This is a genomic window from Bosea sp. 124 (assembly GCF_003046175.1).
GTDB lineage: Bacteria > Pseudomonadota > Alphaproteobacteria > Rhizobiales > Beijerinckiaceae > Allobosea.
Window position 1 is genome coordinate 4,895,621 of the sequence record NZ_PZZM01000001.1, and the last position, 12,857, is coordinate 4,908,477.

A 12,857-nucleotide genomic window follows, 5' to 3' on the forward strand; every position below is an offset into this window, starting at 1 on the left:
CGCGTTTGCCTCAAACATTGGGCAGATGCTGCGCCAGCGCGTCGAGCACCGCCATGCGCACCGCGACGCCCATCTCGACCTGTTCGCGGATCAACGACTGGGCGCCGTCGGCAACCTCGGACGAGATTTCGACGCCACGGTTCATCGGGCCTGGATGCATTACCAGCGCGTCCGGCTGCGCGCGCTCCAGCTTGTCGCGGTCGAGCCCGAAATAGCGGAAATACTCCTTCGAGGACGGTACGAAGGCGCCATGCATGCGCTCGAGCTGAAGACGCAGCATCATCACGATGTCGGCGCCCTCAAGGCCCTTGTTCATGTCGGTGAAAATCTCGACACCCATGCGCTCGATACCGGCCGGCAGCAGCGTCGAGGGGGCGATCAGGCGGACTTTCGCGCCGAGCGCATTCAGCAGGATGATGTTCGAGCGCGCCACGCGCGAATGCAGGATGTCGCCGCAGATCGCCACGGTCAGCCCGGCGATGCGGCCCTTGTTGCGGCGGATGGTCAGGGCGTCGAGCAGGGCCTGCGTCGGATGCTCGTGGGCGCCGTCGCCGGCATTCACGACCGAGCAGCCGACCTTGCGGGCGAGCAGGTTGACCGCGCCGGCGGCGTGATGGCGCACGACGATGATGTCGGGGCGCATCGCGTTCAGCGTCGCAGCCGTATCGATCAGCGTCTCGCCCTTCTTCACCGAGGAGGAGGCGACCGACATGTTCATGACATCGGCGCCAAGCCGCTTGCCGGCGAGCTCGAAGGAGGCCTGCGTCCGGGTCGAGGGCTCGAAGAACAGGTTGATCTGGGTGCGGCCGCGCAGCGTCGCGGTCTTTTTCTCGACCTGGCGGGAGAGCGCGACATAGGCGTCGGCCCTGTCCAGCAGCGCCTCGATGTCCAAATGGGAGAGCCCCTCGATGCCGAGGAGATGCCGGTGCGGATAGAGCGGTGCTGGCGATGTCATTTGAAGAGGGGTGTTTAGGCGCGAGTCGGGGTCAGCGCAAGGCTCGCCGACAAATCGCTCGGGGACAAAAGCCTGGCAGATCGTGAAACCCCACGGCCCTGGATCGTCACTCTGTCGGCGGGGCCGCCAGGTTCTAGACGGCAGCGAGTCGGCGCGCCCGCAAGGCCCAGGCAAAGAAGAGCTGTGCCGCAAGCGCCGCCCCCGTCAGCACCATGCCGGCGGCAAGCGAGGGCTGGTTGCCGAGCCCCGTCAGGGAGGTTGCGAGCGCGCCGATCATCATCTGGATGAAGCCGTAGAAGCCAGAGGCAGAGCCCGCCAGAAGCGGCTCGACGCTCAGCGCCTCCGCCAGCGCCGCAGCGCTCGCCAGGCCGGCGCCGAAGGTGAATAATGACGCTCCGGCCAGTGTAAGCGCGACGCTCAGATGGCCTGACAGCGCGCCGCCGAGCAGCAGCAGCGCCCCGATCAGGCTGACCGCGCTGCCGCCGGTCATCAGCCTGGAGACGCTGACCCGCCTGACGAGTCGGGTCGAGCAGAGGTTCCCGAACCAGAAGCCGGTGACGACGAGGGCGATCAAGATGCCGACCTCATGCGGAGGGCGATGCAATTCCTTGCCGAAGATGAAGGGCGCAGCGCTGATGAAGCCATACATCGGCGTCGTCGCGAAGCTGCCGCCGACCGCATAACCGAGAAAGACCGGCGCCTTGAGCAGGCGGCTATAGCTGCGCAGCACCGCGCCCAGATCCCTGCCCGGCTCAATGCGGGCCGTCTCGGGCAGGACTCGCCAGGTCAGCAGGAGATTGGCGACGCCCAGCGCGGCGAGGCCACAGAAGATCGCGCGCCACCCAAGCGTTTCCGAGACCAGCGTGCCGATCAGCGGCGCGATACCCGGCCCGAGTACGACGACCAGGTTCATGGTCGCGAGCCGGCGCATGGCATCGGTCACGCCCGAACGGTCGCGCACGATCGCCCGGCCGAGCACGAGGCCGGCACAGCCGCCAAGCGCCTGCACCAGGCGCGTGGCGATCAGAGCCTCGGGCCCCGGTGTCAGAGCGGCGGCAAGGCTGGCGAGAGTGTAGACGACCAGACCGACCATCAGCACCGGCCGGCGGCCATAGCGGTCCGAGATCGGGCCGTAGAAAAGCTGCCCAAAGGCGAGGCCGAGAATGTAGAAGCTGATCGTCAGTTGCAGCGAGCCGGCACTGGCGTCGAGATCGCGCGCCGCCAGCGGCAGAGCCGGCACGAAGACATGCATGGCAAAGGTGCCGCTGAAGGTGATCATGGCGAGCAGCCACAGAGGAGCCGGGCGGATCGGCCCGGTCGACGACATGTCGGGCGTCATGTCGCGGCCTTGTCGGCAGGCACTTTTTCAACGGGCATGGCGAGCGCTTCGCAGATGCGATCGAGCACGGCGATCGTGTGCAGGAGATCCTCCTCCGGGATGTCCCGGATCGCGGCGAGCCTGACGTCGCGCGACACCGTCTCGACACGGTCGACGAGCGTCTCGCCTTCGCGTGTCAGGTGGATCGTCTTGGCGCGGCGATCCTCCTCGTCCTCCCGTCGCTCGATCAGCGCGGAGGCCTGCAGCCCGTCGAGCAGCCGCGCGACGGTAGAGCCGTCAAGGCCGAGCGATGCGGCGAGGTCCTTCTGGCGCATCGGCTCCCCGGCGCGCGACAGATGGAGCAGCGGCAGCCAGGTCGCTTCGGTCAGGCCGAAAGCCTGGAGGCGAATGTCGAGCGCCCGGCGCCAGACCCGCGCCGTGCGTGCCACCGTGCGGCCGATCATGTCTTTCGAGGTGGTCGCGTCCATGTCGCCTTTTGTGATCATGTCGCCTTCTTGGATGCAGACACAATAATTGTATCTGCATCTATTTTGAAATGCCCCTTTGTCATGGCGGCTCCGCCCATCTCGCAGGATGCTTGCGCCTTGCGCATGGGGCGTCTTTGGGCGACACGGCGAAGGACGCCCGCCCGCCCCGCCGTGAAAGGATCCACCCTTGCCTGCCTATGTCCCCGCAGACCACGGCGCCGCCTGGGAGAGCATCGCCCCCACCGAGGCCGGCTTCGATGGGGCGCGGCTCGATGCCGCCGTCGCTTTCGCCCAGAGCCATGACAGCCCCTGGCCGCGCAGCCTGTTTTATCCCGACGGGCGCTATGTCGGGAATGTCGAGTGGAACGAAAGCGGCCCCTGGAGCGAGATCGTCGGCCCTGTCCGCGAGCGCGGCGGTCCGGCCGGCCTCGTTTTGAAGGGCGGGCGGATCGTCGTCGAATGGGGCGACACGAGCCGCGCCGACATGACCTTCTCGATCGCCAAGAGCTATCTGTCCGTTCTCACCGGCCTTGCCGTGCAAGACGGGCTGATCCGCGATCTCGACGACGCCGTGGGCAAGACCGTGTCCGGACCGTTCTTCGCTAGTGACCATAATGCCGGGATCACCTGGCGGCACCTGCTGCAGCAATCGAGCGAGTGGCAGGGCGAGATTTTCGAGAAGTCCGATCAGGTCGACCACAACCGCCAGATCGGGCCCGGCGCCGACAACAGCCGCAAGGGCCAGCGCCGGGAGCTCAAGACGCCCGGCAGCTTCTACGAATACAACGATGTCCGCGTGAACCTGCTCGGATATTGCCTGCTGCAGCGCTTCCGCAAGCCGCTGCCTGAGGTTTTGCGCGAGCGCATCATGGGCCCGATCGGCGCCTCGGCGGACTGGGAATGGCAGGGCTACGAGAATTCCTTCGTCGAGATCGACGGCCAGCGCATGCAGTCGGTGCCCGGCGGCGGACATTGGGGCGGCGGGCTGTTCATCGGCGCGCGCGACCATGCCCGCTTCGGGCTGCTGATGGCGCGCAAGGGCGAATGGGACGGCCGCTCGCTGCTTTCCGCCGACTGGATTGCGCAGATGGTCTCCCCCTCCCCGACGCTCCCGAATTACGGCTATCTCTGGTGGCTGAACCGCGGCGCCTCGACGAAGGCCGGCGTGCCTGCGAGCGCGTTCTGGGCGCTGGGCGCCGGCACCAACGTGATCCTCGTCGATCCCGAGCACGATCTCGTCGCGGTGCTGCGCTGGATCGACGGCGCCTCCTATGACGGCTTCCTGACGGCGCTTTACGGCGCATTGCGCTGAAACCGGCACAGATCGCACGAAGGGTGCCGCCCTTGTGCGGCGGCACCTGACTCGCCATCTCAGGCAGGCCTTGGGGCGGGCCTTGGGGATTGTGGCCAAAACGCCGCCGAACGCCGCAAAAGCGTAAACGGCGTTTGACACGGCCTGCTCCCTGAACCACTTTCGCGCGCAATTCCGAACCGCCGGGTCCGTCACCGGTCGCGAGATCGCCCCCAGGGCCGGTTTCGCGCTCCGATGAGGCTGTTACCGAGACACCGCACCATGAAGCTCCTCGTCGTCGAGTCGCCGGCCAAGGCCAAGACGATCAACAAGTATCTCGGCTCGGACTACGAGGTGATCGCCTCGTTCGGGCATATCCGCGACCTGCCTGCCAAGGACGGCTCGGTGGAGCCGGACAATGACTTCGCGATGAAGTGGGAGATCGAGGGGCGCGGCGCCAAGCAGGTCGCCGAGATCGTCAAGGCGCTGAAGGGTGCCGACAAGCTGATCCTGGCGACCGACCCGGACCGCGAGGGCGAGGCGATTTCCTGGCACGTGCTGGAGGCGCTGAACGCCAAGCGCGCGCTGAAGGGCATTCCCGTCGAGCGCGTCACCTTCAATGCCGTCACCAAGGATGCGGTGCAGACCGCGCTCGCCAATCCGCGCCAGGTCGACCAGGCGCTGGTCGATGCCTATCTGGCCCGCCGCGCGCTGGACTATCTCGTCGGCTTCACGCTTTCGCCGGTGCTCTGGCGCAAGCTGCCGGGCGCGCGCTCGGCCGGCCGCGTCCAGTCGGTGGCGCTGCGCATCGTCTGCGACCGCGAGCGCGAGATCGAGGCCTTCCGGGCCCGCGAGTACTGGTCGCTGGTCGCGACGCTGGCGACGGCCGCCGGCGGCGTCTTCGACGCCCGGCTCGTCGGCGCCGACGGCAAGAAGATCACGCGGCTCGACATCGGCACCGGCGACGAGGCCAGGGCCTTCAAGGAGGCGCTGGAGACGGCTGCGTTCAACGTCGCCAGCGTCGAGGCCAAGCCGGTCAAGCGCCATCCCTATCCGCCCTTCCAGACCTCGACCCTGCAGCAGGAGGCCTCGCGCAAGCTCGGCCTTGCGCCGGCCCGCACGATGCAGCTCGCGCAGCGGCTCTATGAGGGCGTCGACATCGGCGGCGAGACCGTCGGCCTGATCACCTATATGCGGACGGACGGCGTCGACATGGACGGCTCGGCGATTGCCGCTGCCCGCCGCGTCATCGGCAAGGAGTTCGGCGACGACTACGTACCGGGCGTTCCGCGCAAATACACCGTCAAGGCCAAGAATGCTCAGGAGGCCCACGAGGCCATCCGCCCGACCGATCTCGGCCGGCTGCCCGCGATGGTGATGCGCCATCTCGAGCCGGAGCAGGCCAGGCTCTACGAGCTGATCTGGAAGCGCACCATCGCGAGCCAGATGGAATCGGCCTCGCTGGAGCGCACCACGGTCGACATTGCGGCCAAGGTCGCAGGGCGCAATCTCGAGCTGCGCGCCACCGGGCAGGTCACCCTCTTCGACGGCTTCCTGACGCTCTATCAGGAGAGCCGCGACGACGAGGAGGACGAGGACTCCAAGAAGCTGCCGGCGATGAAGGATGGCGACCCGCTCGAAAAGCGTGCCATCGCCGCCGATCAGCACTTCACCGAGCCGCCGCCGCGCTATTCGGAAGCCAGCCTCGTCAAGCGCATGGAGGAGCTCGGCATCGGCCGGCCCTCGACCTATGCGGCGACGCTCTCGACGCTGCGCGACCGCGAATATGTCCGCATCGAGAAGAAGCGCCTCGTGCCCGAGGACAAGGGCATGCTGGTGACGGCGTTCCTCGAGAGCTTCTTCAAGCGCTATGTCGAGTTCGACTTCACCGCGAACCTCGAGGAGAAGCTCGACCGCGTCTCGAATGCCGAGATCGACTGGAAGGTGCTGCTGCGCGAGTTCTGGGAGGAATTCACCAGGTCGATCGGCGACACCAAGGATCTGCGCGTCACCGAGGTTCTGGAGGCGCTGAACGGCGTGCTCGGCGCCCATGTCTTCCCGCAGCGGGAGGATGGCGGCGATCCGCGCTCCTGCCAGGTTTGCGGCACCGGGACGCTGTCGCTGAAGCTCGGCAAGTTCGGCGCCTTCGTAGGCTGCTCGAACTATCCCGAATGCCGTTATACGCGCCCCCTGACCGTCCAGGCGGCGGACGGCGAAGCCACCGCCGAAGGCGGAACCGGCGCGCCGGGCGTGCGCGTTCTCGGCAAGGACCCGGTCACGGAAGCCGAGGTGACGATCCGCGACGGCCGTTTTGGCCCCTATATCCAGCTCGGCGAGGGCGAAAAGCCGAAGCGCTCCAGCCTGCCCAAGGGCATGAGCCCGGGCAGCGTCGATCTCGAAAAGGCGCTGGCGCTGCTCTCGCTGCCCAAGGAGGTCGCCAAGCATCCCGAAAGCGGCGAGCCGATCCTGGCCGGAATCGGCCGCTACGGACCTTACGTCCAGCACGGCAAGACCTACGCCAATATCGACAAGGACGACGATATCCTGCAGATCGGCGGCAACCGCGCCATCGACCTGATCGTCGCCAAGGAGAGCGGCGGTGGCGGCAGCCGCTTCGGGCGCGGCGCGGCAGTGCCCGGCCGCGATCTCGGCGAGCATCCCGGCGGCGGCAAGCTCGTGGTCCGGGCCGGCAAATACGGTCCCTACGTCAACTGGGGCAAGGTCAATGCGACCCTGCCCAAGGCCATGACGCAGGAGGCGATCACGCTCGATCAGGCGGTCGAACTGGTCAACGCCAAGGCCGAGTCGAGCGGCGTCAAAGGCCCGGGCAAGGCGACGGCGAAGCCCAAAGCCGCGGGGGCCAAGGCCAAACCTGCCGCGAAGAAAGCCGCGTCGAAGCCGAAGGCGCCTGCGAAAGCCGCGACCGCCAAGCCCAAGGCCGCCGCCAAGGGCTGAAGTTCGACCAAGGCCAGCTCGATGCCGGCGGGAGAGGCTCCATGATCGATCATCTCGGCTTTGCCGTCGCTGATCTGGAGCGGTCGCGGGCCTTCTATGCGCAGGCGCTCGCGCCGCTGGCGATCGCTCTCGTCGCCGAGGTGACGGCAGAGCAGACCGGCGGCGCTGCCCATCTCGGCTTCGGGGCAAAGGGCAAGCCGTTCTTCTGGATCAGCAGCGGCGCGCGCCCGGTCTCGGGCCTGCATGTCGCCTTCGCGGTGGCGTCGCGCGCCGAGGTTCGCGCCTTCCATGATGCCGCGCTGAAAGCCGGCGGAACGGATAACGGCCCACCGGGCCTGCGGCTGCACTATCACCCGAACTACTATGGCGCCTTCGTGCTCGATCCGGACGGCAACAACATCGAAGCGGTCTGCCACGCTCCCGAATAGGGCCCGCCGGAGTAAAGCCTGCCGGATGAGCGCCCCCTGCCCTCAGTTCAGGCTGGCCACGACGACGAGGCGCCTGACCTCACCGCGCAGATAGGCCTGCAGGAAGCGGTCATAGTCCTTGAAGGACACGCAGCCGTTCGAATCGCCGTTGGGGCCGAGGAGATAGGGGTGGGTCAGCAGGCCGGCGCGGCCATGGATCGCGCCGCTGCCGCCGACCGGGTGCAGGCGCAGGGCGCGGTGGCCGTGGAACAGGGCCTCGCGCTCGGTCAACGTGTAGGTGTGCGGCGGCGTCGCGCCCTTCATCCGGATATGGACGAAGCGCGGGTCGTCCATCTTGTCGCCGAGGCCGGAATGGGCTTCCAGCCTGTCGCCATTCGGCATATGGACGACCCTGGCGCTGATGTCGTAGATCGCCGTTCCCTGCGCCGTGCTCACCGCCGGCCCGAAGGAGGGGCTGAGGCGCCTGCCGCGCGAGCGGTCGACGACATCGTCCTCGGGCGCAGCATACGCCATGGCGGGCCCGTTCGGCTGCCGCGGCGCGCTGAACAGCTTTTCGATGAAGGAGCGGTTGTCCTCGACGGCGGGTTCCGGTGTTGCCGCGACCTTCACGCGGCGTGCGGGCTGACGCAATGCGATGGCGGGCGGCTCTGCGGTCGCGGGCTGCTTCAGTTCGGCCGGACGCGGCGTCGGCAGCGGTGCATCCTTGACGATGCGCGAGACCGCTTGCGTCGCCGTCGCCAGAGCGTCGGCAGGCGGAACGGCGACGGAAGCGGCCGGGAGTGGTTGCGAAGGCTGGATGGCAGCCAGTGCAGCCGGACGCTCCGGCGCCGGCAGGGTCGCCTCGGACGCCTCGCTGCGCTGGAGCGAAGCCTGCATCAGCCGATTGCCGCCGAAGGAACCGGGCGTCGTTCCCAGTGTGAAGCCCGGCTTCAGGAGATCGCGATAAGCCGTTGACGACGATGGGAGAGAGCCGGTCGTCATCACGTCGAGCTGGACCGTCGCGCGGGCCGGAATCCGCGCCTCCTGCCCCGGATCGAGCGCGACGTAGCCGACGCCGCAGGCGACGACGATGACGGCGATCTGGAGAAAGACGTTGTGGCCGACCCGGTAGCGCATGCGCCCGGCCTTGCGCAGCCTATAGCCCTGTCCCGACATCACGCTACGCTCTCGACCCGACGCAACACACGCCCCGCCATCCGAAAAGACAGCGGAAAAACCGGCAACCTTGCCGGATTCGAGTAGAGGCCCACGTGGTTAAAGCCGGGTGAATCGCCTGCGTCGAATTCCGATAAAAAAAAGCGCGGCGGAACCGATGCCGGTCCGCCGCGCCGTCTCGTCTCCGCCCGGATATGTGACTGGGCGATCGTCAGTTCAAAGAGGCTTCAGCCCGGCTTCGATCTGGGCGCGCTTGCCCTCCAGGAAGGGCGGCAAAGAGAGCTTCTCGCCCATCGTCTCGGCCGGCTCGTCGGTGGCGAAGCCGGGCTCGTCCGTCGCGATCTCGATCAGGATTCCGTTCGGCTCGCGCAGATAGAGCGAGCGGAAATAGAAGCGATCGACCGGCCCGCTATTGGGATAGCCGGCCGCGCGAAGGCGTTCCGCCCAGGCGTCGTAATCGGCGAAGGTCGGCGTGCGCAAGGCCAGATGGTGCACGCCGCCGGCCCCTTCGCGAGCCTGCGGCAGATCGGGCTCGACCGCGACATGGAGCTCTGCATCCGGGCCACCCTCGCCGATCCTGAAGACGTGGATGTCGCCTGTGGCATGGCCCGCATCGCGATAGCTCCCGATGCGTTCGAGGCCGAGGAGCTGGGTCAGCACGACCTCGGTGCGCTCGAGCTTCGGCACCGAGATGGTGACGGGCCCGAGCCCGCGAATCTGGTGCTCGGCCGGAACCGAGCTCCTGTCCCACACGACGAAGGGGATCGCGCCGCCATCGGCGATGAGGGTCAGGCGCTGGCCCTCCGGATCCTCGAAGTCGACCGCCGGGCGCCCGTTGATCTGGCGGACCGGCGTCACGGCCACGCCTGCCTCAGTGAGGCGAGCGCGCCACCACTCCAGAGAAGCCTCGTCGGCAACGCGCAGGGAGGTGCGGCTGATGGCGTGCGTGCCCCGGCGCGCCGGGGACGCTGGCCAGTCGAAGAAGGTCAGGTCGCTACCGGGCGAGCCGGCGCCATCGGCGTAGAACAGGTGATAGGCGGAGGTATCGTCCTGATTCACCGTCTTCTTGACCAGGCGCATGCCGAGCGTTTCGGCATAGAAGCGCCGGTTGGCGGGCGCATCGGCCGAGATCGCCGTGACGTGGTGGATGCCTGTGAGCTTCATCGAATGGCCCTCAACATGGACGCCGGCCAAAGGGCTCGGCTGTTGCAGCCAGAGATAACGTGCCTTCAACGCAATGGAATGCCCCAGAAGGCAATCATACTATTGCGTCGATGCAATTTCGTCAGGCGCGCCGCGCCGATCTCGATCCAGGCACCGCCCGATCAGCCACAGAGGCTCAAGGCTTCGCAGGCGGCGTGGTCGCCGAGGTCGCGGGTGTGCTCGCCTTATCGGACGGGCTGGCAGGCGTCGTGCAATCCTGCGGCTTGGCCTTGCAATCGAACACCATCGTCGGGGCGGCGGATTCGTCGGAGCGCCCGGCCGAAGGCAGGATCATGTTCTGGCCCTTGTCGATCTGGGTCGGATCGGTGGTCTTCGGGCCGAGTCCGCCGCTGGCCTGGGCTTCCGCCGGCTTGTCCGGCCGCGTGGTGGTCGGCGACGTCGTCTGCGCTGCGGCCGTCAGGGCCAGAGACGACAGGGTTACGGCGAGCGCGAGGCCCGGCAGCGTGCGAAGCATTGGATGTCCCCTTTCGCAGCCCGCACGATCGGCAGGCTTCCGATCAGGGAACCCTGCTCGGCGCGGGATGTTCCGCCGCGAGGCGCCACGGCGCCTGACGGCGGAGGCCGGCCGATCAGGCCGAGAGCGCGTGGCGGCCCGGCTTGGCCTTGAGCTTCAGCTCTTCGAGATCCTGCCGCTCGCGCGGGGTGTTGCGCATAAGCTGGTCCTTGCCGGGCTGGTACTGGACCGGCTGCATCAGATCGACATCGTACCAGGCTGCCGCCCGGAGCACGAAGGCAGGGTCGGCGAGGTGCGGGCGCCCCAGCGCGACGAGGTCGGCGCGGCCCGAGGCGACGATGGTGTTGGCCTGGTCGGCCGTCGTGATGTTGCCGACGCACATCGTCGCGATGCCGGCCTCGTTGCGGATCTGGTCCGAGAACGGTGTCTGGAACATGCGGCCATAGAGCGGCCGCGATTCCCGCACGGTCTGGCCGGTCGAGACATCGACGAGGTCGCAGCCCTCGGCACCGAAGGCCTCCGCGATGGCAACAGAATCCGCAGCCGAGAGGCCGCCCTGGGCCCAGTCGGTCGCGGAGATGCGCACCGACATCGGCTTCTCCCGTGGCCAGACCTCACGCAGGGCGCGAAAGATCTCGAGCGGATAGCGCAGGCGGTTTCCGACCGAACCGCCATAGTCGTCCGTGCGGCGGTTGGTCAGCGGCGAGAGGAAGCTCGCCAGCAGATAGCCATGGGCACAATGCAGTTCCAGCATGTCGAATCCAGCGCGGATGCCGCGCGCGGCAGCGAAGACGAACTCGGCCTTGACCCGGTCCATGTCGGCGCGATCCATCTCGCGAGGGACCTGGCTCTCGGGGTAGTAGGGCAAGGCGGAGGCCGAGATGATCGGCCAGGCGCCCTCCGCCAGCGGCCGGTCCATCCCGTCCCACATCAGCTTCGTCGCGCCCTTGCGCCCGGCATGGCCGAGCTGGAGGCAAAGCTTCGCGGCCGAGTTCGCGTGGACGAAAGCGACGATGCGCGTCCAGGCGGCTTCTTGCTCGTCCGTGTAGAGCCCGGCGCAGCCCGGCGTAATGCGGGCATCGACCGCGACGCAAGTCATTTCGGTGAAGAGCAGGCCCGGCCCGCCAATCGCGCGCGAGCCGTAATGCATCAGGTGCCAGTCGCCCGGGACGCCGTCTTCGGCGGAATACTGGCACATCGGCGCCAGCACCATGCGGTTCTCGATGCGCATCTCGCGCAGCATCAGCGGCTGGAAGGCCGGTGGCACGGGCGAGCCGTCCTTGCGGCGCCGCGCGAGCGGACCGAGTTCGGCCGCGACCATCGCATCGACCGCCCCGACCATGGCCGGTGCGCGCAAGGCCAGGTTGTCATAGGTGATGGCCTTGGAGCGCGTCATCAGTCCGAAGGCGAAACGCAAGGGATCGAAATCCCAGAAACGCCCGAGCTGCTCGAACCAGACCAGCGAGACATCGGCCGCATGTTGCGTCTTCTCGACCTCCTCGCGGCGGGTGCGCTCGAACAGCGCCAGCGCCTCGCCGACATGCAGGCCGGCCTTGTGGAAGGCCTTGTGCAGGCCGATGGCGTCCTCCATCGCCAGCTTGGTGCCGGACCCGATCGAAAAGTGCGCCGTCGCCTTGGCGTCGCCGAGCAGCACGACATTCTCGACGACCCAATTGCGGCAGCGGATCATCGGGAAGTTGCGCCAGAGCGAGCGGTTGGTGATCAGCCCATGGCCCTGCAGTTCCTCGGCGAAGACACCTTCGAGGAAGGCGGCCGAGGCGGCCTCGTCCATGGCTTCGAGCCCGGCCCTGGCAAAGGTCCCGGGATCGGTCTCCAGCACCCAGGTCGAGCGACCCGCCTCATACTGGTAGCAATGGGCGATGAAGACGCCATGCTCGGTCTGCTTGAAGAAGAAGGTGAAGGCGTCGAAGGGCCGGGTCGAGCCCATCCAGGTGAACTTGTTGGGCCGCAGGTCGACCTCCGGCTGGAAGCGGTCGCGCCAGCCCTCGCGGATGCGACTGTTGATGCCGTCCGCCCCGACGACGACGTCGTAGTCGCGCTTCAGCACCTCGATGTCGGCGGCCTCCTCGCCAAAGCGCAGGGTCACGCCGAGTTCACGCGCCCTCGCCTGCACGAGCAGCAGCAGCGAACGACGCGAGCAGCCGCAGAAGCCATTGCCGGAGACGCGATGGACGCTGTCCTTGAAGTGGACCTCGATATCGTCCCAGTATGCAAAATTGTCGCGGATCGCGGCATAGCTGGCCTCGTCCGCCGCCTTGAAGATGTCGAGCGTCTGGTCGGAGAAGACCACGCCGAAGCCGAAGGTATCGTCCGGCTGGTTGCGCTCGAAGACGGTGATGTCGAGGCCCGGCCAGTCGCGCTTCATCAGGAGCGCGAAATAGAGTCCGGCGGGTCCGCCGCCGACGACCGCGATACGCATGATGCCCCTCCCGAGAACCGATTGCCAAATTATTTTAGGCCTAAAATAATTTAGGCTCAAGCGGCGATGGAACGACCTTGATCAAGATCAATTATGGTGTCGTCAATCGGCCCGTTTTACCCGTTTTTCCAACGAAGAATCATACACGC

10 protein-coding genes are annotated in these 12,857 nt (G+C 67.3%); 3 read left to right on the forward strand and 7 right to left on the reverse strand.

Features of this window, described 5'->3' with window-relative positions; all coding sequences use genetic code 11:
• Positions 1-10: 10 nt before the first annotated feature.
• The 3 genes from C8D03_RS23175 to C8D03_RS23185 form a co-directional block, all read right to left on the reverse strand.
• On the reverse strand, positions 11-955 hold the full coding sequence (locus tag C8D03_RS23175; protein WP_108050060.1) for an aspartate carbamoyltransferase catalytic subunit: 945 nt from the start codon (positions 953-955) through the stop codon (positions 11-13).
• A gap of 133 nt (positions 956-1,088) precedes the next feature.
• Positions 1,089-2,294, reverse strand: a complete 1,206-nt coding sequence (locus tag C8D03_RS23180; RefSeq protein ID WP_108050062.1) for a multidrug effflux MFS transporter — start codon at positions 2,292-2,294, stop codon at positions 1,089-1,091.
• Positions 2,291-2,779 (reverse strand): MarR family winged helix-turn-helix transcriptional regulator, encoded by a 489-nt coding sequence (locus tag C8D03_RS23185; RefSeq protein WP_248308589.1) that lies wholly within the window; start codon positions 2,777-2,779, stop codon positions 2,291-2,293. The genes C8D03_RS23180 and C8D03_RS23185 overlap by 4 nt, the downstream gene beginning before the upstream one ends.
• Before the next feature lie 169 nt (positions 2,780-2,948).
• Between C8D03_RS23185 and C8D03_RS23190 the strand changes: the two genes are divergently transcribed.
• The 3 genes from C8D03_RS23190 (at position 2,949) to C8D03_RS23200 (ending at position 7,435) form a co-directional block, all read left to right on the forward strand.
• On the forward strand, positions 2,949-4,073 hold the full coding sequence (locus C8D03_RS23190) for a serine hydrolase domain-containing protein (protein ID WP_108050064.1): 1,125 nt from the start codon (positions 2,949-2,951) through the stop codon (positions 4,071-4,073).
• A gap of 261 nt (positions 4,074-4,334) precedes the next feature.
• Positions 4,335-7,007 (forward strand): type I DNA topoisomerase, encoded by a 2,673-nt coding sequence (topA, locus tag C8D03_RS23195; RefSeq protein WP_108050066.1) that lies wholly within the window; start codon positions 4,335-4,337, stop codon positions 7,005-7,007.
• A 41-nt stretch (positions 7,008-7,048) separates the two neighbouring features.
• Positions 7,049-7,435: a VOC family protein gene (locus tag C8D03_RS23200; protein WP_108050068.1), complete on the forward strand. Its 387-nt coding sequence runs from the start codon at positions 7,049-7,051 to the stop codon at positions 7,433-7,435.
• Between the two features lie 42 nt (positions 7,436-7,477).
• Here the strand turns inward: C8D03_RS23200 and C8D03_RS23205 are convergent, their stop codons facing one another.
• The 4 genes from C8D03_RS23205 to C8D03_RS23220 form a co-directional block, all read right to left on the reverse strand.
• A complete protein-coding gene (locus tag C8D03_RS23205) occupies positions 7,478-8,590 on the reverse strand; it encodes a DUF2778 domain-containing protein (RefSeq protein WP_465246483.1) in 1,113 nt (370 codons plus the stop codon).
• 216 nt (positions 8,591-8,806) lie between these two features.
• Entirely contained in the window at positions 8,807-9,754 is a 948-nt protein-coding gene (locus C8D03_RS23210; RefSeq protein WP_108051933.1) for a ring-cleaving dioxygenase, read from the reverse strand.
• 175 nt (positions 9,755-9,929) lie between these two features.
• Positions 9,930-10,268 carry a hypothetical protein gene (locus tag C8D03_RS23215; protein WP_108050070.1) on the reverse strand — a complete coding sequence of 113 codons (339 nt, stop codon included), beginning with the start codon at positions 10,266-10,268 and terminating at the stop codon, positions 9,930-9,932.
• 115 nt (positions 10,269-10,383) lie between these two features.
• Positions 10,384-12,708 carry a bifunctional salicylyl-CoA 5-hydroxylase/oxidoreductase gene (locus C8D03_RS23220; RefSeq protein ID WP_108050072.1) on the reverse strand — a complete coding sequence of 775 codons (2,325 nt, stop codon included), beginning with the start codon at positions 12,706-12,708 and terminating at the stop codon, positions 10,384-10,386.
• Between the last annotated feature and the right edge of the window lie 149 nt (positions 12,709-12,857).